The 25,027-nt window shown below is 67.1% G+C and carries 22 protein-coding genes; 11 read left to right on the top strand and 11 right to left on the bottom strand.

What is annotated here, in order from left to right; genetic code table 11:
* The 10 genes from ABD206_RS05785 to ABD206_RS05740 form a co-directional block, all read right to left on the bottom strand.
* Positions 1-861, bottom strand: coding sequence for an ABC transporter permease (locus tag ABD206_RS05785; protein WP_344070318.1), 861 nt, complete (start codon positions 859-861; stop codon positions 1-3).
* Positions 858-1,700: an ABC transporter permease gene (locus tag ABD206_RS05780; RefSeq protein WP_344070316.1), complete on the bottom strand. Its 843-nt coding sequence runs from the start codon at positions 1,698-1,700 to the stop codon at positions 858-860. Before ABD206_RS05780 ends, ABD206_RS05785 begins: the two co-directional genes overlap by 4 nt.
* Positions 1,697-2,524, bottom strand: a complete 828-nt coding sequence (locus tag ABD206_RS05775; RefSeq protein WP_344070314.1) for an ABC transporter ATP-binding protein — start codon at positions 2,522-2,524, stop codon at positions 1,697-1,699. Before ABD206_RS05775 ends, ABD206_RS05780 begins: the two co-directional genes overlap by 4 nt.
* An 11-nt stretch (positions 2,525-2,535) precedes the next feature.
* Positions 2,536-3,594, bottom strand: a complete 1,059-nt coding sequence (locus ABD206_RS05770; protein ID WP_344070312.1) for an ABC transporter substrate-binding protein — start codon at positions 3,592-3,594, stop codon at positions 2,536-2,538.
* A gap of 156 nt (positions 3,595-3,750) precedes the next feature.
* Positions 3,751-4,338 (bottom strand): helix-turn-helix domain-containing protein, encoded by a 588-nt coding sequence (locus tag ABD206_RS05765; protein ID WP_344070310.1) that lies wholly within the window; start codon positions 4,336-4,338, stop codon positions 3,751-3,753.
* Positions 4,335-5,693, bottom strand: a complete 1,359-nt coding sequence (locus ABD206_RS05760) for an amidohydrolase family protein (protein WP_344070308.1) — start codon at positions 5,691-5,693, stop codon at positions 4,335-4,337. The genes ABD206_RS05765 and ABD206_RS05760 overlap by 4 nt, the downstream gene beginning before the upstream one ends.
* Positions 5,690-6,094, bottom strand: coding sequence for a nuclear transport factor 2 family protein (locus ABD206_RS05755; RefSeq protein WP_344070306.1), 405 nt, complete (start codon positions 6,092-6,094; stop codon positions 5,690-5,692). Before ABD206_RS05755 ends, ABD206_RS05760 begins: the two co-directional genes overlap by 4 nt.
* 18 nt (positions 6,095-6,112) lie before the next feature.
* The gene (locus ABD206_RS05750; protein WP_344070304.1) at positions 6,113-6,967 is read right to left on the bottom strand and encodes an amidohydrolase family protein; all 855 of its coding nucleotides are present in this window, start codon (positions 6,965-6,967) and stop codon (positions 6,113-6,115) included.
* Between the two features lie 4 nt (positions 6,968-6,971).
* A complete protein-coding gene (locus tag ABD206_RS05745; protein WP_344070302.1) occupies positions 6,972-7,670 on the bottom strand; it encodes an isochorismatase family protein in 699 nt (232 codons plus the stop codon).
* A gap of 33 nt (positions 7,671-7,703) precedes the next feature.
* On the bottom strand, positions 7,704-8,507 hold the full coding sequence (locus tag ABD206_RS05740; protein ID WP_344070300.1) for a thioesterase family protein: 804 nt from the start codon (positions 8,505-8,507) through the stop codon (positions 7,704-7,706).
* A gap of 32 nt (positions 8,508-8,539) precedes the next feature.
* On the opposite strand from ABD206_RS05740, the gene ABD206_RS05735 reads away from it, so the two are divergent.
* The 11 genes from ABD206_RS05735 (at position 8,540) to ABD206_RS05685 (ending at position 20,354) form a co-directional block, all read left to right on the top strand.
* On the top strand, positions 8,540-9,775 hold the full coding sequence (locus tag ABD206_RS05735) for an LLM class flavin-dependent oxidoreductase (RefSeq protein WP_344070298.1): 1,236 nt from the start codon (positions 8,540-8,542) through the stop codon (positions 9,773-9,775).
* Position 9,776: 1 nt separating this feature from the next.
* Complete coding sequence (locus tag ABD206_RS05730) at positions 9,777-10,175, top strand: RidA family protein (protein ID WP_344070296.1); 399 nt, start codon at positions 9,777-9,779, stop codon at positions 10,173-10,175.
* Positions 10,172-11,614, top strand: a complete 1,443-nt coding sequence (locus tag ABD206_RS05725; protein ID WP_344070294.1) for an aldehyde dehydrogenase family protein — start codon at positions 10,172-10,174, stop codon at positions 11,612-11,614. Before ABD206_RS05730 ends, ABD206_RS05725 begins: the two co-directional genes overlap by 4 nt.
* Entirely contained in the window at positions 11,611-13,659 is a 2,049-nt protein-coding gene (locus tag ABD206_RS05720) for an oxidoreductase (protein WP_344070292.1), read from the top strand. Before ABD206_RS05725 ends, ABD206_RS05720 begins: the two co-directional genes overlap by 4 nt.
* Before the next feature lies 1 nt (position 13,660).
* Positions 13,661-14,395 (top strand): SDR family NAD(P)-dependent oxidoreductase, encoded by a 735-nt coding sequence (locus ABD206_RS05715; RefSeq protein WP_344070290.1) that lies wholly within the window; start codon positions 13,661-13,663, stop codon positions 14,393-14,395.
* On the top strand, positions 14,392-15,915 hold the full coding sequence (locus tag ABD206_RS05710; protein WP_344070288.1) for a GMC family oxidoreductase: 1,524 nt from the start codon (positions 14,392-14,394) through the stop codon (positions 15,913-15,915). Before ABD206_RS05715 ends, ABD206_RS05710 begins: the two co-directional genes overlap by 4 nt.
* Positions 15,912-17,378 (top strand): aldehyde dehydrogenase family protein, encoded by a 1,467-nt coding sequence (locus tag ABD206_RS05705; protein WP_344070286.1) that lies wholly within the window; start codon positions 15,912-15,914, stop codon positions 17,376-17,378. The genes ABD206_RS05710 and ABD206_RS05705 overlap by 4 nt, the downstream gene beginning before the upstream one ends.
* 82 nt (positions 17,379-17,460) lie before the next feature.
* Positions 17,461-17,901, top strand: coding sequence for an organic hydroperoxide resistance protein (locus tag ABD206_RS05700; protein WP_344070284.1), 441 nt, complete (start codon positions 17,461-17,463; stop codon positions 17,899-17,901).
* Positions 17,898-18,395 carry a flavin reductase family protein gene (locus ABD206_RS05695; protein WP_344070282.1) on the top strand — a complete coding sequence of 166 codons (498 nt, stop codon included), beginning with the start codon at positions 17,898-17,900 and terminating at the stop codon, positions 18,393-18,395. The genes ABD206_RS05700 and ABD206_RS05695 overlap by 4 nt, the downstream gene beginning before the upstream one ends.
* A 54-nt stretch (positions 18,396-18,449) precedes the next feature.
* On the top strand, positions 18,450-19,352 hold the full coding sequence (locus tag ABD206_RS05690) for a polysaccharide deacetylase family protein (RefSeq protein WP_344070280.1): 903 nt from the start codon (positions 18,450-18,452) through the stop codon (positions 19,350-19,352).
* A gap of 87 nt (positions 19,353-19,439) precedes the next feature.
* The gene (locus ABD206_RS05685; protein ID WP_344070278.1) at positions 19,440-20,354 is read left to right on the top strand and encodes a phosphatase PAP2 family protein; all 915 of its coding nucleotides are present in this window, start codon (positions 19,440-19,442) and stop codon (positions 20,352-20,354) included.
* A gap of 71 nt (positions 20,355-20,425) precedes the next feature.
* Here the strand turns inward: ABD206_RS05685 and ABD206_RS05680 are convergent, their stop codons facing one another.
* The gene (locus ABD206_RS05680) at positions 20,426-24,958 is read right to left on the bottom strand and encodes a choice-of-anchor M domain-containing protein (RefSeq protein ID WP_344070276.1); all 4,533 of its coding nucleotides are present in this window, start codon (positions 24,956-24,958) and stop codon (positions 20,426-20,428) included.
* Between the last annotated feature and the right edge of the window lie 69 nt (positions 24,959-25,027).

The raw sequence follows: 25,027 nt of genomic DNA, 5'->3' as shown, positions 1-25,027 counted from the left end.
CTAGCGGCTCGGTGCCATGCCCACCCGCGCGAGCACCGTACGCTCGACGATCGCCACGAGGTTGTAGAGCACGATCGACACGGCGGTGATGGTCGCGGCGAGGCTCCACACGAGAGACATCTCCGAGGACCCGACCGCCGCGACGATCGCGTAGCCCATTCCGCGTCCGGTCGCGAGCCACTCCGCGATCATGGCGCCCGTGATCGCGCCGGGCACCGAGATACGGATCGCGACGAACAACGCGGGAAGGGCGGAGGGAATCGCGACCTTCCTCAGCATGGTCCACTCCGAGCCGCCGAAGACGGTGATGAGGTCCACCATCTGCGCGGATGCCGACCGCAGTCCGAAAGCGAGCGTGACCAGCGCCGGGAAGAGGACGACGATGCCCCCCATCACGGCGGTCGTGACCATGTCCCGTCCGAAGATCAGGATGATGATCGGGGCGATCGCGATCAGCGGCACCGACTGGAGCAGAAGCGCGATCGGCATGAGCGTCTGCTCGACACCCTTCAGGAGCATGAACAGCGCGGCGAGCAGGAAGGCGGCGCCGAGGCCGACGCAGAAGCCCAGCGCGCTGTCGACGAGCGTCTCGCCGAGCATCTCGAAGATGAACGAGCGGTTCTCCTCAGCCGCCGGGGCGACGAACATGAAGTTCCAGACATCCAACGGTGTCTTGCCGACGAATGGCGGCACCTGCAGCACGATGAGCGCACCCCACCACAACGCCAGGATCGTGATGATGGAGCCGAGAGCGGTGAGGAGCGACTTTCGCGCGGCTCGCAGCGTGGCTCGTGCGGTGGAGGACCTGACGACGCGGGTGAAGGGCGCCGTCATCGTGGCCGTGAGATTCTGTCCGCTCATGCGACCGTCCCCTTCGCGTTTCCGGACGTCCACGGCGTGACGAACCGGGCGATCACCGAGATGAGGAAGTACGCGAGGCCGGAAGCCAGGCCGATCACCAGCGCGAGAGCCCAGGCACGCGGGGCGTTGAGGTTCTGCTGGGCATTCACGAGCGCCGGGCCGATGCCGGCATCCACGCCGCCCATGTATTCACCGATGATGGCGCCGAGGAAGGCGGCGGGGCCGGCGATCTTGAGGGCGTTCAAGGTGGCGGGGAGGGCGGCGATGAGGCGCACCTTGGTCAGCTGGGTGAGGCGAGAGCCGCCGTAGGCCGTCACGAGTTCGAGAATCGTTTTGTCGGCGGCGCGAAGGCCCAGCAGTGCTCCGGTGACGGTGGTGAAGAAGGGGATCATCGCGGCGAGGAAGACCGCTGTGCCCGAGGGCTCACCCGGAGACGGGACCCCGATGATGATCCGTACAATCGGGCCGATGGCGACGATCGGCACGCAATAGCTGATCACCGCGATCTGCATGACCGTGCCTTCGACGAACGGCAGGATGACCACCAGGAACGCCAGCGCGATCGCGATGCCGTTGCCCCAGACGTAGCCGAGAGCAGCTTCCTGAGCGGTCACGGCGAGATTGCTCAGGTAGAACATCGGGCCGTCGGTGACCAGCGCCTGGATCACGTCCCACGGGGAGGGGATCGTGCCGCCCTCGCCCGTCGGGCTCACGCCGATCTGGCTGAAGATCGTTTCGGCGCTCAGCCACCACGCCGCGATGAGGGTCACGATGCCGGTTGCGCCCAGCAGTCGCGATCGCGCCTTTCCGGAGAGTCTGCGGGTCGCCGTGCCACTCATGCCGCGTCCCTGTCGGCGGGGGCGCCGAACAGCAGTTCCGATGCACGGTCTTCGAGCTTGTGGAACTCCGGGCTGCGCATGATCTCGGGCAGGCGCGGACGGGGCAGATCGATGTCGATGATCTCTTTGACGCGGCCGGGACGGGCGCTCATCACGGCGACCTGGTCGGAAAGGAAGATCGCCTCGGAGATACCGTGCGTGACCAGCAGCGTCGTCGCGGGACGCTCGGTCCAGATTCGCTGCAGCTCGAGATTCAGGCGCTGCCGCGTCATGTCGTCCAGCGCGCCGAACGGTTCGTCCAGGAGCAACACCGTGGGATCGATGGCCAGTGCACGGGCGATCGACACACGCTGGCGCATTCCACCCGACAGCTGAGCGGGCTTGGCGTTCTCGAATCCGCGGAGCCCGACGAGATCGATGAGGTTCTCGACCATCCCACGGTCGACCTGGCGTCCCGAAATCTCGAGCGGGAGCCGGATGTTGGTGCGCACCGACCGCCAGGGCAGGAGCGCGGAATCCTGGAAGGCGATGCCGAGCTCGCCCTTCTTCTGCAGTTCGGCAGCGTCGTGCCCGTCGATGAGAGCAGTGCCCGTCGTTGCGGTGTCGAGTCCGGCGAGGATGCGCAGCACCGTGGACTTGCCGCAGCCAGACGGGCCGAGCAAGGACAGGAAGCTGCCCTTGTCGGTGTGAAGGTGCACATCCTCCAGAGCGGTGACCGCTTTGGGGCCGGTGCCGAAGACTTTCGTGAGCCCGTCAATGCGGAGCCCACTCCCGGCAGGCCGGGAGTGGGTGTCCGCATCGACGAGCAGCTTGTTGCTGCTCATGAGGTGCTGGTTCAGCCGATCAGTTCGGGGTGGTTCGCGTACACATTCTCCAGCAGAGAGAAATCGAAGAGCTGGTCGGCGGTGATGTCGGTACCGACGCTCGCGAGAACCGCGAGGTTCTCCGCGATCAGCGCGTCGGTCATCGTGAACAGTCCGTTCGCGTCGGTGTCGACCGACTCGATCAGGCCGGCGGCCTCGACGGCCTGCTTGTACTGGACGTCGGCGTCGAGCCCGAGCTCGTCACCGTAGAGCGACATCGTCAGGTCGGTGGCGGCCTGCGGGTCGGCGAGGGCGTCCTGCCAGCCCTTGATCAGGGCGTAGAGCAGACCCTCCAGCAGTTCGGGCTGGTTGTCGATCGTGTCCTGCGAAGCGATGACGCTCTCGGTGACGAAGGGCAGGCCGTTGTCGGCGTAGGTGAGGTTGGTGACCTCATAGCCCTGCGACTCGATGATGATCGACTCGTTGGTGATGTAGGCCAGGAAGCCGTCCACGTCACCGGTGATCAGCACGCTCGGGTCGTACTCGACCGGCACGATCGTGACGTCGGCGGAGTCGATGTCGTTGGCGGCCAGCAGCGCCTCGAACAGCGTCTCGTTGCCGGCCTGGACGCCGATGCGCTTGCCGATGAGGTCCTCGGGGGTTGCGATGTTGCCGGCGTCCGCGAGCGAGAGGATCGTGAACGGGTTCTTCTGGTAGGTCGTGCCGATGATCTTGATCGGGGCGCCTTCGTTGATGATCGCGGGCGCTGCGCTGATCGGGTCGGTGATGCCGATCGTCGCGCTGCCGGTGGCCACGAGCGACTCGGTCGCGCCGGGGCCGGCGACCAGGTCGACGCTGTCGAATCCGGCTTCGGCGAAGTAGCCGTTCTCCTCGGCCATGTACTGGCCTGCGAACTCGACGTTCTTGATCCACGACAGCTGGATGCTGGCATCACCGAAGCTCGCGTCTGCGGTGGACTCTGCGGGGTCTGCGGAGCCCGAGCACCCGGTCAGGGCGAGGGCGAGGGCTGCCGCGGCGGCAGGGATGGCAAGCGCGGCACGTCGAGCACGTGCGCGTGTGAGTACGGTCATTTCGGGCTCCAAAACAGTGCAGGGGAGTGTTCGTCATAGGTGTGCAAGTGATCACCTATACCGAACGCTAGATACTGCGTGTTTCGGTAAGACCGAGGAAATGTTTCGGGGATGTAACGTACTCGCCGCCCTCGCCGCAACCTCTCCGGGCCGTGATTAATAGACCGCCGCGGAACTCGAGAAGAGAATCACGCAGGGCACGTCCGCCGCGTTGGAGATGCTGTGCTGGGTGCTCGGATCGTACGAGAGACAGTCGCCTGCGCGAAGGCGGTGGGTCTCGCCGCCGATGGTGACATCGACCTCACCGGACTGGATGATCATGCTCGTCTCGGACGGCCCGTAGCTGAGGTACTCGTCGCCGGTGCTCCCGCCGACGGCGAGGACAGAGCGGATGACCTGGAGCTTTGTGAACTCGCGTGGAGTGAGCAGCTCCTCATCCCACTCGCGATTCGGGTGTACGAGGCGGGGTGCTTCTCCCGCCCTCACCAGCCAATTGTCGGTGCGGGCCTCGAAGAGGTTGCCGATGGTCTGGCCGAGCGCCTTGGCGATGCGCATGAGGCTCGCGATCGACGGGCTCGCCGTCCCGCGCTCGACCTGGGAGAGGAAAGAGACTGAAACATCGGCCTCCGCCGCGAGCTTGCGCAGGGAGATCTGCTGGGCCATCCGAAGACGCCGGATGTGTGCGCCGAGCGCCTGCTCGTCGAAATCTGCCTCGGTCTTCTCGACCGCCCCCGCACTGTTCATCGGGTCATTGTATCGGCGGGGTGCGTGCCGCTTACGGGCGCCCAGCCGGAGGTGAGCGCGTCGACCTCCGCGAGCACACGCGGCACCTCGATGGTGGTGACCTCACCGTCGACGACGACGCTGCGACCCCCGATCTCGACGCGCTCGATCGCTTCGGGCTGCATCGAGTAGATGATGTTCTGGGTCGCCGTGCGCGTCGGATGCAGGGAAGGCGTACCGAGGTCGAGTGTGACCAGGTCGGCGGCGTATCCCGCCGCGATCTTCCCCACCGGCATGCGGAGTGCTCGACCCCCGGCAGAGGTGCCGAGGCGCAGTGCATCCGTGGCCGTGATCACTGTGGCATCGCGCTGTGTCGCCTTGGCCAGGAGTGCCGCCATCCGCATCTCCTCGAAGAGGGACTGACGGCTGTTCGCGCCGCCAGCGTCGGTGCCGAGCGCCACGGGGATACCGAGCTCGCGCATGCGTGCCAGCGGCATGATCCCGCCGCCGAGGAAGGCGTTGGTGCTCGGGTTGTGCACCACGCTGGCGCCGGATTCGGCGAGCAGCCGCAGATCGTCGTCGTCCACATTCACGGTGTGGACGGCGAGCATGTACTCATCGAGGACGCCGACGTCCGCGAGGCGAGCGACGGGGCTCTGCCCCCAGTTCGCGCGCGATACGGCGACCTCGCCAGCACTGTCGGCGACATGGGTGTGCAGCGGTGCGTTGAACTCGCGTGCGAGGGCGTTGCCGAGCTGCAGCATCTCGGCGCTCGCGCCGAGGACGGAATGGGGGGCAGGGTGCACGTGCAACATCGGGTCGTCGGCCACCTCGGTCGCCAGCTCCCGGAAGTTCGCCTCGTACTGGGCGAGGCTCTCCTGGTAGCGGACAGGGCCGGGGTCGGCATCGAACATGCACCTTGCCAGCACGGCCCGGATCCCGACCGCGCGCGCGGCATCGAAGATGATCCGAGCGTTGTCGTTGCCCCGGTCGTGCAGGTAGAAGAACTCGACGGCGGTGGTGATACCCATCCGCACCATCTCGACGAAGTCGAACTCGGCGCCGATCCGCAGGCCCTCCGAATCCAGCCCGGCGGCCGTCGGGTGGACGATCTTTCCCATCCAATCGGGGAAGCGGAGGTCATCACCGAAACCGCGGACGAGGGCCTGGAAGGTGTGGCCGTGGCCGTTCACGCCGCCGGGGACGATGGCCCGCCGCTCGCGGATCTCGACGGGAGCAGAGCTGTGATCGGCAGGCAGCTGCGCGCGGGGGCCCGCCCACGCGATCGAGTCGCCCGAGATGACGATGGCCGCGTCCGCGATCCACTCGTCGTCGACGAAGGCGAGCGGCGCGACGATGACGCGGGTGGCGGTCACCGGGTTCCTCCCAGCAGTTCGTCGACAGCGGCCTGGTCGGACTCATAGAAGCGCAGATGGACGAGCATGTCATCTGCGACCTGCGACACGATCACCCGCTGCCACGACAGCTCCGCGCCGTTCACGGTGGCCGATGCCGTCGCGATCGTCACGACGTGATCGTCGCTGGCGAGCAGGTCGATCGGAGCGAGACGGAAAGAGCGATCCGTCAGAGCCGCCATCGTTGCGCCGAACGCGGCGACGCCCTCGTGGCCCCGGTAGGTTCCCGAAGCGGGATGGGTGCCGGGCACCTCGAGGGTCACATCCGGGTGGTAGAACGGCATCGCGGCCGGCGGTCCGCCCGCTGCCATCGCGTCGAAGTATCCGGTCAGAACGGCGAGGTTCTGTTCACGCGTGCTCATTGCAGGTCTCCAGGGGCGTCAGTGTGTCGTCGGTGCGAGACCGACGAGGGAGAGCGGGCGGTTGTCGATGATGTCCTCGATCAGGGCGGGATCGATGTGCGGAGAGCCGGCGGGCGGGTGATCTCCGAGCGCACGGAACTGCGTGAGGCAGTCGGCGGGGCGATAGGTGGGGAAGTCGGAGCCGAACAGCACGCGGTCGGTGACGCCGTAGTCGACCAATCCCTGCAGGATCGACGCGAGCTGCGCGGGCCTGCCGAAGCGTGCGGACAGGTCGGTGAACACGTTGGGGTTCTTGAACATCACCGCCTGTGTCTCGAAGCTCCACGGCTGGCCGGCGTGGGCGATGATGATCGGCGTGTCGCGGAAGGTGCGGGCGACGCGGTCCAGCAGCACCGGCTGCGCGTACTCGAGCGCACCGGAGCGCAGGAAGACGCCACCCTGATGGAAGGTCATCGCGAGCCCGAGATCTGCCGCCGCGGTGTACACCCGCCACGCGGCGTCGCTGTGCGGATGGAAGCCCTGGTAGGGCGGGGAGAGCTTGACGCCCTTGAGGCCCAGGTCGGTCGCCGCATAGCGCAGCTTGTCGACCGCGTCCGGATCATTCGGATCGACGCTGGCGAAGCCGATCGCCCGAGCCGGATCCCGCTCCACGATGCCGGCGACGTACTCATTCGGGATGTCCAGGTCGATGTCGCACACGACCAGCGCGAGCACGATCGCGGCGTCGATTCCGGCTTCGTCCATCGCGTCGCGATGCGCATCCCAGGACCCGGCGGCGCTCGTGGCCCAGCCGACGTTGGCGTCGTAGTCGGGACCCCATTCGGGCCCCAGGTGCTCGGGAAGCCAGACGTGCGAGTGCCAGTCGATCCTCATGCCGTCACGCTCCGGGCGAGGAGAGGTACGCGCGGGCCGTGGTCGTGTCGAGCACATCGGCGTACTTGCTCGACAGGTCGAACAGCGAGACCTCGTGCACTGTCTGGGTGCGGTCATAGACCGCATCGCCGACCACGACGACCCGGAAGCCGTACGAGAACGCATCGACGGCGCTGGCCCGCACGCAGCCACTCGTGGTGCAGCCGGTGAGGACCACGGTGTCGACGCCGAGTTGGACGAGGTGTGTCAGCAGGCCCGTGGCGAAGAACGCACTGGGGTGATCCTTCGGGACGAGGATCTCTCCGTCGACCGGTGCGGCCTCGGCGACGAATTCGTACGCAGCGGGATCCGGTGAGGCCAACGTCGGGGACTTCACACGAAAGCCTCCGGGCGTCGTCGCGTCTTTGGGAGCGACGTGGGGGAAGAGCACGGGGACACCGGACGCACGGCCGGCCGCGAGCAGCTCGGAGATGTTGTCGACGGCATCCCAGCCTCGTGTGCCGGTCGCCGTCGGGTACTCCTGCATCGCCTGCTCGATGGGAACGCGCTCGTGCCCGACGGTGCGGTACTGCACGTCGATGACCACGAGGGCGGGTCGGGTGCCCAGCGGAGCGGTGCGGCCGAATCCTGCGCGGTGGTAGAGAGCCTCGTCCTGCTCGCTCACCGAGTTCGGCCACCAGGAAGGAGGCGGAGGTGTCGTCACGGATGTCACGCTAGGCGCCTCGTGCAAACAATGTCAATTCATACCGATCATGAGTGAATCCAGACTGGAATTTGCGAAGGCTGTCGCGCTCTGCGGCATTTCATGGGCCTCGGCAGGGAGGAGTGCCGCGCGCTGATGGGCGCGGGCGAGAAGGCGCCCGTCGGCGGAGGTGAGATCGAGGATGCCGTCGGCGAGATCGTCGCTCGCGCGGGTCGTCAGGTGTTGATGCCACCACTCGGCCGGCGCCGCGGTCTCGATCAGCGAGATCGCCAGCGTCGCCGTCGCCACCGCGAACGGGCCGCGGTCGGGGGTGAGCGCTCCGGGTCCGATGAGATCGGCCGCGATGCATGCCCATTCGTCTGGCTGCAGAGTGCTTGCGCCGCCACGGGCGCGGATGCGACTGAGGATGACCCCGGCTCTGGTCGGCCGTGCTGGTTGCCACTCGATCGCGCCGTCGAAGGAGACGTGAGAGCGCGGGAACTCGACTGCCGCGCGAGGCGCATCGCGCGAGGCGAGGGATGGCGGGGTCGGCGAGAAGCTCAGACTTGCCTGCGCGGTCGTCACGCCGCGGGATTCAACGGTGGCGACGGCGTCGGCGAAGCGGCGTCCGCGTCGCAGCGGAGTCACGCGCACGGTCGCGCTGCCCGCAGGGGTCGGGGCGAGGAAGGTGAAGTGCGCGTCGCTCAGCGGCAGTTCGATCCCGAGCGTCAGGCGCGCGGCGCGAACGATGGTCGCGGCGACCGCGCCGCCGAACATCGAGCGCACCATCCATGCGGGGGAGAAGTCAACCGCACAGCCGTCGTCTCGCGTCTGGATCGGGCCGTTTAAAACCAGCACGATTCGCCCAAGCGTTCGGTATTGGTGTACACATGTCCAGTATAAAGTCACGCAACCCGGGAGCCGCTGTGCAATTCGACTACCTGTTCACCATGGACAACCCTGGAAACGAGTACCGCTACGGCGAGTTGCTCGACATGGCGACCGAGCAGATCGTCCACCTGGACGAATCCGGTTTCGGCACCCTGTGGCAGGGTGAGCACCATTTCGGCGGTGAGGGTTTCGAGATCAATCCGAACCCGATCATGGCAGGCGCGTATGTCGCCGGGATTACGAAGAACCTTCGTATCGGCACGGGCGCGGTGACCCCGCCGTTCTGGCACCCCATCCGCCTCGCGGAGGACCTCGCCCTTCTCGACCAGATGTCGAAGGGACGTCTGGACATCGGCGTCGCGCGCGGCATCCAGCAGCGCGAATTCATGAACTTCAACCCCGAGGCCGATCGCCGCACGGACGAGGATCGCAACTGGCGATACTTCCTCGAGCAGCTCGAGGTCGTCAAGAAGGCCTGGACGATGGAAGGCTTCTCCCACTCGGGAGAGTTCTTCACCTTCCCGAACGGTAACGTGCAGGACGGCGCGACGTGGTATCCCCGCAACCCGCTGTGGCGCGCCGAAGACGGCGAGTACGTGGGCATGTCGATCATCCCCAAGCCGTACCAGAAGCCGTATCCGGCGATGTGGAATCTCCTCGACAAGACCCCGGGCTTCATCCGCTCGGCGCAGGAGCGCATGAACGTCATCACGTGGCTGCGCTCGCGCGAGGGTCTGCGTGAAGTCATGACGGCCTATGAGGAGACGCTCGCCGAGACGCTCGGGCACGATGTTCCCCGCGGCACGGGCACCAGCCTCATGCGCATGGTCTACGTCGCCGAAACCGACGAGCAGGCCGAGCGCGAAGCACGGCAGCTGATCGAGGATCTCTTCAACTATGTCGGCGGTGTCAGGCCGCGTGACATCTTCGCCAACCCCGGCGAGAAGCTGACCGACGAAGAGCAGACGGGCTCGTGGTGGAAGTTCCTCTTCCCGCGCGAGCACCTCTTCATCGGCTCGCCCGAGACCGTCCGTGAGCAGATCGCGCACCTGAACGGCGAGTACGGCGTCGACCGCCTCGTGCTGTGGTCCTGGATTCCCGGCCTCACCCAGGAGCAGGTCATGCGCTCGAATCGACTCTTCGTCGACGAGGTCATGCCGCATTTCCCCGGGGCGGCGATCCCCTCGATCAAGCCTGAGATGCCCGAGGGCTTCGGACCCCTGACGGGAGACTGACATGCGACGGATCATCCGGGTTCCCGAAGGACCCCAGTACGACGATTCCTACCCGCTGTCGCAGGGCGTGGAAACCGAGACGATGGTGTTCGCCAACGGCATGGCGTTCGACAACGAAACCCGCACGCGGATGGCCGATGCCGTGAGCATCCAGGACGAGACGCGGCTGTGTCTCGATGCGCTCCAGGCGATCCTGGCCGATGCCGGCTCCTCACTTGCGGACGTGGTCAAGACCACCGTCTATCTCTCCGAGCGTGAGTACTACGACGACATGAACACCGTCTACAAGCAGTACTGGGAGCCCGGGCAGTTCCCCACCCGCGCCACCGTCTACGTCGGCATCGGCAGCCAGTGCCGTGTCGAGATCGACGTCGTCGCGGTGAAGGGGGCGGCGTCATGACCGTCACGCCGCTTTCGCTGATCGGGTCCGCGCTCGAGCCGCGCGAGGTCGCGGGTCCGAGCTGGCCCGTGCACGACCCGGCCACGGGTGTCGTGATCGGAGCCGTCCCCCTCGACGACGTCGCGGCCGTCGATCTCGTCGTGGATGCCGCGGTCGAGGCGGCCGGAGGCTGGGCAGCGACACCACCCACCAAGCGTGCGCGTCTGCTGATATCGCTGGCACGTGCCCTCGAGGACAACGCGGACGAGATCGTCGCCTCCATCACGCGGGAGAACGGGAAGACCACCGTCGACGCGCGCGCCGAGATCGCACGCGCCGTCGAACACCTCGAAGCGGCGGCGACGGCACCGGCTCTCCTGACCGGCGAGCACGTGGTTGACATCCTCCCCGGACTCGATGCGAGCGTCGTGCGCGAGCCGCTGGGTGTCGTCGCGGTGGTGCCGCCCTTCAACTTCCCGATCATGACCGGCCTCATCTACTGGGCCTGGGCACTCGCGTGCGGCAACGCGGTCATCGTCAAGCCCAGTGAGCAGACTCCGTTCACGCTCGCGATCGTCGGACGTCTGGCGCTCGAGGTCGGCTTTCCCCCCGGTGTGTTCAACATCGTCCACGGTGGACGCGCGACGGTCGAGGCGCTGTGCGATCACCCGGATGTCGCGGCCATCTCGCTCGTCGGCTCCTCTGCGACCGCGGCGGCGGTCTACGCGCGGGCCAGCGCGGCCGGCAAGCGCGTGCACGCCGCCGGTGGCGCCAGAAACCCGATCGTGGTCATGCCCGATGTCGACCCCGTCGAGACCGCGAAGGCCATCGCCGCGAGCGCGTTCACGATGGGCGGCCAACGGTGCCTGTCGGGCAGCGTCGTCCTCACGGTCGGCACGGTCCACACCGCTCTGGTGACGGAGCTCGCGCGTATCGCCGAGTCCCTCACTGTCGGCGCGGGGAGCGACCCCGACACCGATGTGCCCCCGCTCGTGTCGCGGGCAGCCGTCACCGGCGCGGTCAGCGCCGTCAGTGCCGCGGAGGCGGCGGGAGCGCGGGTGCTCGTCGACGGACGCATGATCGTCGCCGACGGAGGATTCTTCTTCGGACCGACGGTGATCGACGGGGTCGGCGTCGACAGCCCGCTCCTGGAGAACGAGACGTTCGCACCGTTGGTGTCGATCGTCGCCGTCGATTCACTCGAGGAGGCCCTGGCCGTGGTGAACGACTCGCCGTTCGGCAACGCCGCGTGCATCTTCACCACGGAGGGGAAGGTCGCCAAGACCTTCGCCCAGAGGGCGGATGTCGGGAACGTCGGCGTGAACGTCAGCGTCGCTGCCCCGACCGCGACGATCGCCTTCGGTGGCCGCCGCCGCTCCTTCCGCGGGGTCATCCACTCGCAGGGCCGCCACGCCATCGAGTTCTACACGGACGTGAAGTCGGTCTCGACGCGATGGTGAGCCTGTCCGATCCGATCCAGCTGGGACCCGCGACGATCCGCAACCGGGTCTTCGTCGCGCCCCACACGACGAACTTCGGCCAGCCGGGCGACAACCTCGTCACCCAGCGGCACCTCGACTACCATCGCGAACGCGCGCGTGGCGGTGCGGGCCTGATCATCACGGAGGGGATCCGTGTCCACCCGACGAGCCTGCGACGCCTCGGTATCCACGCCTACGACGACGAGTCCCTTCCCGGTCTGACAGCACTCGCCGAGACGGTGCACGCCGAAGGGGCCGCGCTGTTCGCGCAGATCCTTCACACCGGGCGGCACTCCGGCGACGATCACTACGGCTCCTACGGGCCGGGTCCCACTCCCTGGTCGACCGGCGCCCATGTGCCGCACGAGATGAACCGCCACGACATCCGCGTCATCGTCGATGGTTTCGCCGGCGCCGCGCAGCGTGTTGTGGCCGCGGGTTTCGACGGCATGGAGGTGCACCTCGGTCACGGGCACCTGTTGCACCAGTTCCTCTCGCCGGTGACGAATGCGCGCACCGACGAGTACGGCGGCTCCTTCGAGAACCGCCTGCGGCTGTCACTGGAGTGCGTGCGTGCGGTGCGTGACGCCGTGGCCGGTCGTGCTGCGGTGGGTGTGCGCCTGAGCGCCGACGAGTTCCTGTCGGGCGGGATCGGCATCGAGGAGACCGTGCAGATCGTGCGTGCCCTCCTCGCGGACGGCCCGCTCGACTTCCTCCACGTCAGCCACGCCGCCTACATCGGCGCACCGTCACTGGCCACACAGATGGCCGACATGAGCTGGGGAACCGCGCCCTTCCGTCATCTCCCGGCGCGCATCGCCCAGGAGTTCCCGGAGATTCCTGTCCTCGCGATCTGTCGTATCGACGATCTCGACACGGGACAGGACATCCTCGATGCGGGTGAGGCGGCGATGGTCGGGTTCGCGCGTGCCCACATCGCAGACCCGAACCTGTCGACCCGGACGGGCGGTCCGGCCGCGCGGACACTGCCCCTCACGCAGCGCCGGGTGCGGCGGTGCCTCGCCTGCAACCAGGGGTGCAACGCCAACCTCGAGGCGATCGTCCCGATCACCTGCACCGTCAACCCGGCGGTCGGGCGCGAGGGGGCCTGGCAGCAGGCCGAAGCGGTCGCCGCGCGTCCACAGCGGATGCTTGTGGTCGGTGCGGGCCCTGCGGGCCTGGAAGCGGCCATCAGTGGCGCCATCCGCGGGCACACCGTGCGGCTCCTCGAGGCGCGCAGCCAGATCGGCGGCGGCATCCGCGACATCGTGCGCACGAACGGTCGCGAGCGCTTCGGGCTGCTGCTCGAGGATCTCTCGGCCGAACTGGCCGAGACGGACGTCGAGGTGCACACCGACACTGTCGCCGACGCCCGAGAGATCATGTCGTGGGCTCCGGATGTCGTCGTCCTGGCCACCGGCTCCCGCCCGGACGCCGCCACGGCGATCGATCTCGGATCGGTGCCGACGTACGAGTCCGTCGATGTCCTGGCCGACCCCGCGCTCGCGGGGAGCCGGTGCGTCATCCTCGATGAGACAGGCACGTGGGAGGCCAGCGGTGTCGTCGGCCACCTGGCAGAGGCGGGGGTGCAGGTCCACCTCGTCTCGCCCACGCCGGCGTACGCCGGACACATCACGGTCTACTCCCGGCTCGCGCTCGCCGAGCGTCTCACGGCGGGGGGCGTCGAGGTGCACACGCTCGGACGCGTGAGCTCGCCAGCGGCAGGGGTCATCGACGTCCTCCCCACCGTCGGCGCATCCGCCCCCGTGCGGATCGAAGGAGTGGATGCGGTCGTGCACGTGCGACCCCGACGCGCAGATGATTCTCTGCTCGACGCGCTGGATGCGGCCGGATTCACCGGCGAGGTACACCTCGTCGGCGACGCCTTCGCGCCGCGGACTGTGCAAGAGGCCGTCTACGAGGGGCGCGCGGTGGGTACCGTCGCCGGCACCTCGGACGCGACGATCGCCCGTGGCATCCGCATGCGCGCTCCGTACCGGCTCGATGACGCGGAGGTGAGCTGACATGTCGGATCACCCTCGTCCCCTCGACGGCATCCGGGCACTGGTGACGGGCGCAGGTGGGGGAGTCGGCCGGGAGATCGTCGCCCGGCTGCAGCACGACGGCGCACGCGTCGTCGCCGCGGACCTCGTTGCCCCGGAGTTGCCCGCAGCCGTGTCGGGTATCGCCCTCGATGTGACGGACGACGCGTCGTGTGCATCGGCGATCGGTGAGGCGGTCGCCGTCCTCGGTGGGCTGGACCTGCTGGTGAACGCGGCTGGAATCATGGTGCGCAAGAACGCGCTCGGCACCGACACCCAGACGTGGCAGCGCGTCCTGGATGTGAACCTCACCGGCGCCTACCGGATGTCGCGCGCGGCATTCGCGGCCCTGGCGGAGTCCCCCCGCGCGGGCATCGTGTCGATCTCGTCGACTCACGCGTTTCTTGCGGCCAAGAACTCGATCGCTTACTCGGTGTCGAAGGCGGGCATCAGTCACCTCACCCGGCTGCTGGCATTGGAGTGGGCGGAGCACCGCATCCGGGTCAATGCCGTCGCACCGACCGTCGTCCCCTCGCCGATGACCGCAGACGTGCTCGCGGATCCCTCCTACATCGCCCGCAAGTTCACCGCGATCCCGCTGGGGGAGCCGATTCCGGCATCCGCGGTCGCCGGTGCCATCTCGTATCTGACATCACCTGACGCCGCGCAGACGACGGGTCAGGTCCTCGTGCTCGACGGAGGAGAAAGCCTCGCATGACCACTGACATTCTGAAGACTCGACCGCGCGTGGTCATCGTCGGCGGCGGCACGGCGGGACTCGTCGTCGCCGATCGGATCGCCGATGACGCGGATGTGACGATCATCGAGGCGGGGCCCGACGCCGGCGCAGAGCTGCCGGGGTGGATCCTGGACGACATCGCACTCCCGGACGAGCTGTTCTGGGACCACGTGGATGCCGAGACTGGCCAGATCGTGCTGCGCGGCAAGGTCACGGGCGGCTGCACCTCCATCAACGCGGCCGCCGCGCTGCGGGGGCAGCCGTGGGACTTCGACCAGTGGCAGGTTCCCGGGTGGACGTGGGCAGACATGGAACCGGCGTTCGCCGCCATCGAGGCGGATGAGGACTTCGGGGACCGTGCCGGACACGGCTCGACGGGCGCGCTGCCGATCCGTCGGCTCTCGTTCTCTCCCATCGACGACACGTTCGTGGCGTGGGCGAAGGGCCGAGGGCACGCCTGGGTGGAGGACCAGAACGCGCCCGGCGCGCTCGGGGTCGGGCACTGGCCGACCAACATGATCGAGAACGGGCGGCGATGGGGCGCGCACGCCGCGTTCATGCCGGGCGTCCGTGAGCGGGTCACCCTGGTCGCGGATGCCGTCGTCCGCGCCCTGCGCATCGAAGACGGCGTCTGCGCGGGCGTGGTCGTGCAGCGGGATGGGCGGGAGGAGCTCCTCGCAGCCGATCACGTCGTGCTCGCCGCCGGCGCCGTGGGGACCCCGGCGCTTCTGCAGCGCTCCGGCATCGGATCTGCCGATCTGCTCGAGGGCCTGGGAATCGACCTTGTCCTCGACCGCCCCGCGGTCGGGACGAACCTCCAGGATCACCCCTGGCTCACACTCCAGGTGCCGGGCGCCGACCCGGAGGCCGCCGGGCAGCGCCCGGTCAACGGCACGCTGCTGCGGTACGAGGTCGAGCCCGACGACCGCGTCGAGGTACACCTCTACCCGCACCAAGCGCAGCCCTACATCCCGGATGCCGATCCGCGGGACGTGCTCGTGGGCATCGGGCTGATGCGTGCCGTCAGTCGCGGCAGCATCGAGATCGATGCCTCCGGTGAACCCGTCGTGAAGCTGCGCCATCTCACCGCTCCCGCCGACCGTGCCGCGTTCGCCACGGTCCTCGCCGATGCCATCGCCTATGTCGACGACATGATCGCCGACGGCGTGTTCCTCGAGCCTGAGGATCCGTGGTGGCGCTGCGACGATCCGGTCGAGGCGGCAATCCTGCGCCTGGAGTCCTACGGCCACATCGTCGGGACCTGCCGCATGGGCACCGATGAGGACGCCGTCGTGGACGAGACCCTCGCGCTGCGCGGGGTCAGCGGGGTGTCGGTGATCGATGCGTCGATCATGCCGGTCAGCCCCCGTGCCAACACGATGCTCACGTCCTTCGCCATCGGATGGCGCGGCGGCGAGATGCTCCGCGACACGCTCACCACCTCCGCGGCCGCGCCCGCAGCCGCTTCTGCACCGACGACCCTGGGAGAGAACGCATGACACTGCTTGACCCGTCCGTGATCGCGTCCACGCTCTATGCCGGCACCGCGGCGGCGGCACCGGCAACCGCCGAGATCCGAGAGGCCCTGACCGGCGAGTCGATCGGCACCGTCGCCACCGCCGACGCCGCCGCTCTCGATGCCGCCGTCGACAGGCTCACCGTCGGTCAGACGGCGTGGGCGGCCACACCGCAGGCGGATCGCGCCGCCGTGCTGCTGCGCGCCGCCGACCTGCTCGAGCAGAATGCGCCCGAGCTCGCCGACTGGTACGTGCGGGAAGCCGGCTGCACTGTCGGATACTCCTTCTTCCAGCTGCAGATCGGCGCACAGTCCCTGCGCACGGCCGCCGCGCTGACGACCGAGCCGGTCGGAGACCTCTTCCCGTCGGCGCCGGGACGCTTGAGCATGTCGCGCCGTGTGCCGGTGGGCATTGTCGGGGTGATCGCACCGTTCAACTCTCCGCTCTATCTGGCGCTGCGCTCCATCGCCCCCGCGCTCGCGCTCGGCAACGCCGTGATCGTCAAGCCCGACCCGCGTACGGCGATCACAGGAGGATCGGTGATCGCCGAGGTCCTGTTCCAGGCGGGCCTGCCCAAGGATGCACTCGCCGTGCTCCCCGGAGACGGCGCACTGGGTGCGGCTCTCGTCGATCACCCCGCCGTTCCGGTCATCGCCTTCACGGGGTCGACGGCGGCAGGAAAGCGCATCGCCATGGCTGCGGCCGAGAAGATGAAGCGCGTGCACCTCGAGCTGGGGGGCAACTCGCCCCTTGTCGTCTTCGACGACGTGGATCTCGAGAAGGCGACAAGTGCGGGTGCGTTCGGCTCCTTCATGCACTCCGGTCAGATCTGCATGGCCTCCAGCCGCCACCTCGTGCACTCCTCGATCGCCGAGGCCTACACCGCCCGTCTCGCCGAGAAGGCGCGGGCGTTGGTCGTGGCGAACCCGGCGCTGAATCCCGCCGCGATGATCGGCCCGATCATCGATGCCCGGCAGCGCGACGGTGTCCACTCGATCGTGTCGGCGACCATCGACGCGGGTGCGCACGTCGTCACCGGCGCAGCGTTCGACGGTCTGCTCTACGAGCCGACGGTGCTCAGCGGTGTGACCCCGGGGATGCCGGCCTACGACCTGGAGATCTTCGGACCGGTCGCCCCCATCACCACGTTCGACACGCTCGACGAGGCTGTCGACCTCGTGAACGGCACCGAGTACGGGCTCTCGGTCGGCGTGCTGACCGGTGACATGGCGCGCGGCCTCGCGTTCGCCGACCGGGTACGCAGCGGCAACGTCCACATCAACGACCAGACCCTCGTGGACGATGTCATCCAGCCGTTCGGCGGCTTCGGCGCCTCGGGCAACGGCAGCCGGGTGGGGTCTGCCCGCTACAACGCCGATGCATTCACCGAGCAACAGTGGGTGACCGCTCGCGCAGACATCGCCCCCTACCCGTACTACGACTGAGCCGCGCTCTCTCGATTCGCCGCCCGCCGACGACGGGCGGCACCAGTTGAGCCGCTCCGGCGCGCTCGGAAAGGAACCACTCATGGCACACCTGTACACCGCGAAGGCCCACGTCAAAGGCGGCCGCAACGGCCACGGACGCACGGATGACGGCATCCTCGATCTCGACCTGAAGCGTCCCGGGGCGATGGGGGGCGATGGGGGAGCGACCAACCCCGAGCAGCTGTTCGCGATCGCCTACGGCGCCTGCTTCGAGGGCGCCCTCGCCGCCGTCGCCCGCCGCACTCGTGTGGACGTCGGACAGACCTCGGTCGACTCGACCGTGGAGCTCCACTCCCGCGAGGATGGCACCTTCGGGATCGAGGTCGAGCTCGCCGTCACTCTGCCCGGCGTCACCGATGCAGAGACGGCCAAGGACCTCGTCGCCCAGGCGCACCTGGTCTGCCCCTACTCGAACGCGCTGCGTGGCAACGTCGATGTCGTGCTTTCCGCCAACGGAGAGCACGTGGCGGGTGCGCGGTGACCGTCGCCATCGACCTTGCCGACGCTGCGGCGTTGCGGCGCGCCTTCACGCTGTATCCGCACGGTGTGATGGCGGTGGCGGCGGAGGTCGACGGTGCACCCGTCGGTCTCGCCGTCAGCGCGTTCGTGTCGGTATCGCTGGAGCCACCGCTCGTGCTGCTGTGCTTCGACAAGCAGTCCTCGACCTGGCCGAAGCTCAAGGATCTCGATGCGATCGGTGTGAGTGTGCTCGCGCGCGACCACGCGTGGCTGGCCAAGCAGCTCGCCAGCCGCAGCCGTGACCGGTTCGCGGGTGCGTCCTTCGAGCGGGTGGACTCCGGTGCGCTGCTGTTGGCGGACACTCCGACGCAGATGGTGTGCACGATCGACCAGGTTCTGGAGGGCGGCGATCACCTCATGGTGCTGATGCGCGTGGGGGAGTGCCGCGTCGATGCAGACATCGAGCCTCTCGTCTGGCACGACTCGCGACTTCTCGCCCTAGGGCGGGGCCTCTAGAGCCGACGAGAACCTCCCCACGATGAGATTCACGACCGCCGAGAGGGCGAGAAATTGACTTTCGACACCAAGAACGACCGCTATCCCTTTTCGCAGATCACCGCTCGGCCCACCTACGAGTGGCCGAACGGTGCTCGGCTGGCCGTCTATTTCGCGCTGAACGTCGAGGCGTTCGAGTTCGGCCGCAACCCGGGACCGGATTTCACCACCATGCCCGCTGCGCCCTTCCACCGGGGCTTCGCCTATCGGGACTACGGGAACCGGGTGGGCATCACGCGCATTCACAACGCCTTTGCGGAGCAGGACAATCCGCTGGCCGTGCTGGCGAACCTCTCGGTGTATGACGCGTGTCCGGAGATCCTCGTACCGTTCCGCGAACGGGGAGACGAGTTCGTCGGCCATGGACGTACGAACTCGGAGCGACAGCTGGACATGACACCAGAACAGGAGCGCGAGGTCCTGGTCGCGGTGCGAGATCGGATGCTCCAAGAAGAGGGCACGCGGCCCCAGGGGTGGTTGGGACCGTTCATCTCGCAGAGCGCACACACGCCGGAGCTGCTGGTCGAGACGGGCTATTCCTACATGCTCGACTGGTGGTTCGATGACCAGCCACAGTATTTCCGCACCGACAACGGGCCGATTCTCGCTGTTCCGTACCCGTCGATGGAGATGAACGACATCCCGGCCCTGATCAACCGGGGCATGTCCGATCGTGACTTCGAAGCGATGCTGATCGCGGCGTTCGATCAGCAACTGCGTGAGTCGGAGCATGCCCCCCAGGTCTACGCGGTATCGATCCACACCTTCCTGATGGGACAGCCCCATCGAGTCGGGATCCTGCATCGCGTCTTGGAGCACATCAACCGGCACCAGGACGAGATCTGGTTCACAACGCCCGGCGCGATTGCAGAGCATGTGCTGCAGCTTCCGGAGGTGCAGCCCACCGGGACGACATGACGTGTGAACGTTTGATTTCGGCCTCGTTCGTGCGTTCGGTGGAGCGCTACTCTCACGACATCACCCCGTCTGGAGAGGCAGCTAGCCGTGCGCAGTCCACAACACACCGGATCACGCGACACCGAGCCTGACACGACGCTCGCCACCGCCACGCGTCGATGGGTCATCCTTGCGATCGGGTGTGTCGTCGGGTTCATCGTCGTCTACATCGTGGCTGTCCTCACCCCCTGGGGCCAGGACTGGGAGAACGCCGCCATCGCCGGTTCGGGCCAAGTACTGCCGTGGGAAGCGACGGATGTCGACGACGACCTCGATCTCATCCAAACGTGGTCGCTCGCCATCGCCATACTGATCGTCGGAGTGATCGGGCTCTCTCGTCGGCAGGTGCGCACGGCGTTTGCGGGCATGGGGGTGATCGTCGTGGGAGTGCTCCTGTCGGAGGCGCTCAAGCGTTTCGTGCTGTGGCGCCCCGACCTTGCCGCGGCCGCGTTCGACTCAGGGCACAACAGCTTTCCGAGCGGTCACACGACCATCGCGATGACCTTGATCGTCGCGATGATCATCGTGGTGCCCTTCCGCTGGCGGGGCCTTGCCATGATCATCGTCATGACCTGGGCGGGCTTCATCGGCGCGTTCACGGTCATCGTCCACTGGCACCGCCTCTCCGACACGCTCGCAGCCGACATGCTCGCGCTCTGCCTCGGCAGCCTGGCCTCGCTGTGGCTCCTGAAGGTGGGCCGGGTGCGCGCGTACGCCGGGCCACCCGTGTCCCGCGCTCGCGTCGTCTATGTGTGGGTCGCTGCTCTCGTCGCTGCAGCGGGCCTCATCGCCGGGCTCGTGTTCGGGGTCCTTGCCGTCGTGCAGGGCCTGGCGAGCTCCGCCGGTCAGTACGACGCCTACATCTCGGCGCAGCTGCTTGCGGCTGCCGGATCCCTGACTGCTGCGCTGGGGTTCTGGGCGACCTGGCGCGGGCTCGAGGTACCCGACGCCGTCAAGGCTTAGCGCACGTGAAACTGGCCTGCATCCCCCATCCGGATGCAGGCCAGTCGATTGTCACTGTCGCTCGTGCTCGGTCATGCCTCGTCTCTGTGGTGGCGGCGCAGGAGGATGAGGAGCACTCCGCCGAGGACAGCGGCGGTGGGGAGGGCGATCCACTCGGGTGAGAAGATCCCGCCTGTGCCGGACAGTCCCGTGACGGTTGCGCCATCGGCGGTGACTGTGACCGCGGCCCAGCCGATCAGGGTGCCGTCGGCGGCGAACACCGCGATGCGGTGGTCACCGACGGGAGTGTCGGCGGGGACGATGACCGAGACCGTGCCGGAGCTGCTGGCAAGGATCCAGTCGCCGGTGAGCAGGGTCGGGGTCGAGAACATCCATGCCGCAACCCACTCGTCAGCGTGTCCACTGCCGAGTTCGATCGTTACGGAGTCTCCGGGCTCGAGCTCGGTGTCTGAGAGAACGATGCCGCCCTCAGAGATGCCGTCGAGGTCGTCGCCGGTGCGGTCCTCGGGGGAGCCCTCGGGTTCCTCCGTTCCCGTTCCCGGGTCTTCCTCAGCGGCAGCGACCGAGATGGTGACCGGCTCAGACGGACCGTATGCGACCTCACCCGTAGGGGTCAGGATCGACACCCGGTAGGACGTGCCGTCATCGGCGGCAGACACCACGGACGACAGCATGCTCGAAGACGCACCCTCGATCGCGGTCCACAACTCCGACTCGTCAGATGCCTGCTGCTCCCACTTCATGGTGTCAAGCATCGTGTCGACGCCGTCGGGCAGGCTCATCGACAATGCCAACGGCTCACCCTCCGTGTATGCCGTCACGCCGGCGATCGACGGGACTTGATGGGCAGATGCGCCATGGTCGTCGATTTCCATCGTGACGGGTTCGCTGACGATCGAGTCGAGTTCGGTGCCCGCGAAGTCGAGTGTCGCGCGGACCTCGACGCCGTCGAGTGCCTGCTCGGCGGTCAGGGTGTGCTGCAGCCCTTCCGCGGCGGGGAGCGTCGTCCAGTCGCCATCTGGCCACTTCCACTCCCAGGCGACCGTGTCACCGTCCGCGAGGGCCGGGTCGGCGGCCAGCTCAAGGTTGATGTCGGATCCCTGGTGGTAGTGGTCGCTGAGCGCCTTGAAGAAGAACAGCTGTCCTTCGGTGTCGGCCGGCACCACGTCGATGCCCGCGTTGAGGCTGGCGGCCGTGACTCTCTTCCCGCTGGGGAAGGTGTACAGGACGGTGAGAGCGAGGGTGTACCCGTCGATGTCCAGCGTCGCGGGGAACTCGCCGTAGAGGTTTGCCGGATCGGTCGATCCTTCCACGGCCGGGCCGGACAGGATGTAGTCTCCGCCGTTGTACCCGATGTACCAGATAGCCGTTGTCAAGTTCTCGTCGTACGGGTAGACCTCGGCCTCGACGTGCGCGGTCTGCCCATCCCGGTACACAGTCTGCATACCCGACAGCAGCAGCTCGCGCTCGTTGACGACGACCGCGACGGGCTCGTCGGACTGTGCGATGACCACACCGTCTCGAACGACCTGCGCGACGAAGTCCCGATCTACCTCGCCGGACTCATACTTCCAGCTCGTGTCGGACTGCTCGAGCCACCAGCTGCTCGAGTATGACCAAACCTTCGAGCTCTTGCTGGCGATGCGCACCGTGTCGCCGTCCGCGAGGACGTAGTCCTCGGGGATCGACATGAACAGGTCCTCACCGACATACCCCGGATTCGCGCCCGTGACAGACAGGATCGGGGTCTCAACCAGGTCCTCGACGTGCAACGCGACCCACGGGGTCGTCGCGAGCGTCTCGGAACCTGATTTCAGCTGCACCGCGATCTCGAAGTCACCTTCCGCTGCCGAAAGAACACGCGAGATCGCGCCGCCGGTCACACCGGTGGTCGTTGTGTATCCGGTGCTCGTGGTGTCACCGGCCCACCGCAAACGCCACTCGAAGCTCTCGCCCTCGCCGAGGGTGTGACCCACCACAGTCGCGTTCAACGTGTCGCCGGCAGTGTAGGAGTTCTGAATGCCCATCAGGGACATCGAGGTGACATCGATCACCTGAATAGTGACCGCTTCGGACGGCCCGTACGCGACAGCGCCGGTCGGGGTCAAGACCGTAACGCGATAGGACGCCCCCGAGTCGGCGACAGCGGTCTGCGTCGACAGCGTCGTCGAGGTCTCACCGTCGATCACGGCCCACTCCTCAGAGCCGGCATCCTGCTTCTCCCACAGAATGTCGGTCAGCATCGTCTGGCCGTTCTCGGGCAGGCTCAACGACAACCCCAGAGGCTCGCCCTCGTAGTAAGTCGTCTCGCCCGCGATGGACGGGACCTGCTTCGCGGCGGCCCCGTGATCATCGACCTCGATCGTGACGGGCCCGGCAACGAGGGACTCTCGTTCCGTGTCGGCGAAGTCGATCGTCGCTCGAACCTGTACGTCATCGAGCGCCTGCTCGGCCGTCAGCGAGTAGCTCTCGCCCGAGATGCCAGGGAAGCTCTCCCACTCCCCGCCTGGCCACAACCACTCCCAGGTGATGACGTCGTCGTCGCCCGGAGCGGGAGCGACGGTCAACTCCAGATCGACAGTGTCGCCGGTGTGATAGTGCGCCGAGAGGTCATTGAAGAAGAACAACTGGGCATCGGGATCGTCGCTGACATAGACCCGGAGCTGCTCGCTCTCTGCGACGCGGCTCCCCAGGTAGACCGAGTTGTTGCTGAAACCTGGCTTGTTGGCCGTGAGAATCAGGTAACCCTCGTTGTCAGCCATGTCCACTTCATGGTCGATCGATGGAACAGAGCCGGTGCCCTCGCCCCAGACCTCCACATCCCCCAGCAGCAGGTTGATGGTGCTGGTTGCGAAAAGCCACTGGTAGGTGAAGTCCGCGTCTGATTCGCGCTCGGGGTAGATCTCTCCTGAGAGGTGCGCGGTCGCTCCGGCCATGTACAGTCCCTGCAGGCCACTCGTCATCAGCTCGAACGTCGCTTGTGAGAACGCCACCGGCTCGGACTGCCGTACCACGACGCCGTCGCTGTTGAGGATCTGGATTGCCGCGTCACCCGAGCACGAGCACGACGCGTAGCTCGTCTGTGTCAGCTCGAGGGAATCTTCCGTCGCGACCGGCGCAAGAACGGACCCCGGTGCGGTCCACTCGGCCACCGGACGGATGACCCAGTTGGTCGATTCGCCGTCAGCGAGGTCGAGACCTGTTGCCTCGAAGCGGATGCTGTCACCCGGATACATCGCAACCGCGTCCCCTTCAGCGACGGAGATCGTCGGTGCGGTTCCTTCGGGTACGACGTTGATCGTGACCACCGGTGTCTGCGCCACGATCTCGTTCTTTGAACAGGTCGAACTCGAGGAGGTGCAGTTCAGGACATAGCCGATGAGGCCGTATCCATCGTGGCTCATGTCCACGACCTGCGAGTAGTCCGCGTCGAGGCTCGCCTTCACGAGGATCGACGTGTACGAGAGGTCGCCGTCCCAGCCGGGGGGCACCAGGCGCCAGCGGAACTTCTGCCCGTACTCTGTCGCGTCAGGGTCGAGGGTCATACCGACGAGCGTCGCGTCGAGTGTGTCCCCTGGTGCGTAGGAGTCTTCGACGCCCACGATTGCGAACTCGACGCCTGATTCCTGGGTGACCGTGACGTCGACCGCAGAGGAGGCGGATGCCGTCCAGAGGTTGCTGGTCTCGGGAACGAAGTGGGCGGTGACGGTGTGGGTACCGATGGTGAGCGCAGCTGTTTCGAATTCCGCTTCGCCGTCGACGACTTCTTCGTAGCCGAGGACTGTTTCGCCTTCGCGGAACTCGACGTAGCCCTCGGCGCTGGATGGCTCGACGCTCGCGTGGAATTCTGCGGCAGCGCCGACTACAACCGATGATGCGCCGTCGAGGTGCATTGTTGTGGTCGTGGAGACCTGCTCGGGGAGGTCGCCGATGATGAAGGTGTAGGTGGCGGTGTCGGTTTGGGGGGTTCCGGCGATGGTGGCGTCGGCGCGGACGGTGATTTCGTAGGTGCCGGCTGCGGTGAATGCCCAGTTGGCGTGCATGTGCTGGTTGGCGTTGAGGACGAGCTCTGTGAGGTCTTCGTCGCTGGACCAGAATCTGTTGGGGTCTCCGAAGACGCCGCTGGTCCACAGCTCGACGTCTCCGGGGCCGGTGACGTCGACGAGTGTGAGGGTGGTCAGGTTGTCATCGAAGGTTCCGCTGAGGACCGATTCGGTGGAGAATCCGGGCCAGAGGGTGGCGTAGTTCTGCACTTCGGGTGCGAGCCACACGTCGGCGCCCTCGGCTGCGACGAACTCGTAGCCCGCGGGCCAGGACATCTTGGCGTCGTTGTTGACGTGGAACCACACGTCTTCGGCTTCGAAGCGGGTGTGATTGCCTTCGTCGACGTCGGCCTTGGTCGCAAGGGTCAGCTGACCGTCATCCAGGAAGGTGGACACGGCATCCGTGTGGATGTCGGCGAGGACGCGGTATTCGGTGGGGGCGGGGGCGGCGCCATCGGCGGCTGTCGCGGCTTGTGCGGGAAGTACCAGGGCGGTGATACCCAGCGCGACAGTCGCGACCGCAGCGCCAACACGCTTCACGGGCGCAGGTGCAGTGATCACAAGGGACCTTTCCAATAGAGAGCGATAATCATTCTCACATAACTCTCAGCCTGACTGCGACCTATGAAT

Origin of the sequence: Microbacterium sediminicola (genome assembly GCF_039531125.1) — a bacterium.
Classification (GTDB): domain Bacteria; phylum Actinomycetota; class Actinomycetes; order Actinomycetales; family Microbacteriaceae; genus Microbacterium; species Microbacterium sediminicola.
This window is presented reverse-complemented; position numbering and strand designations above follow the sequence as displayed.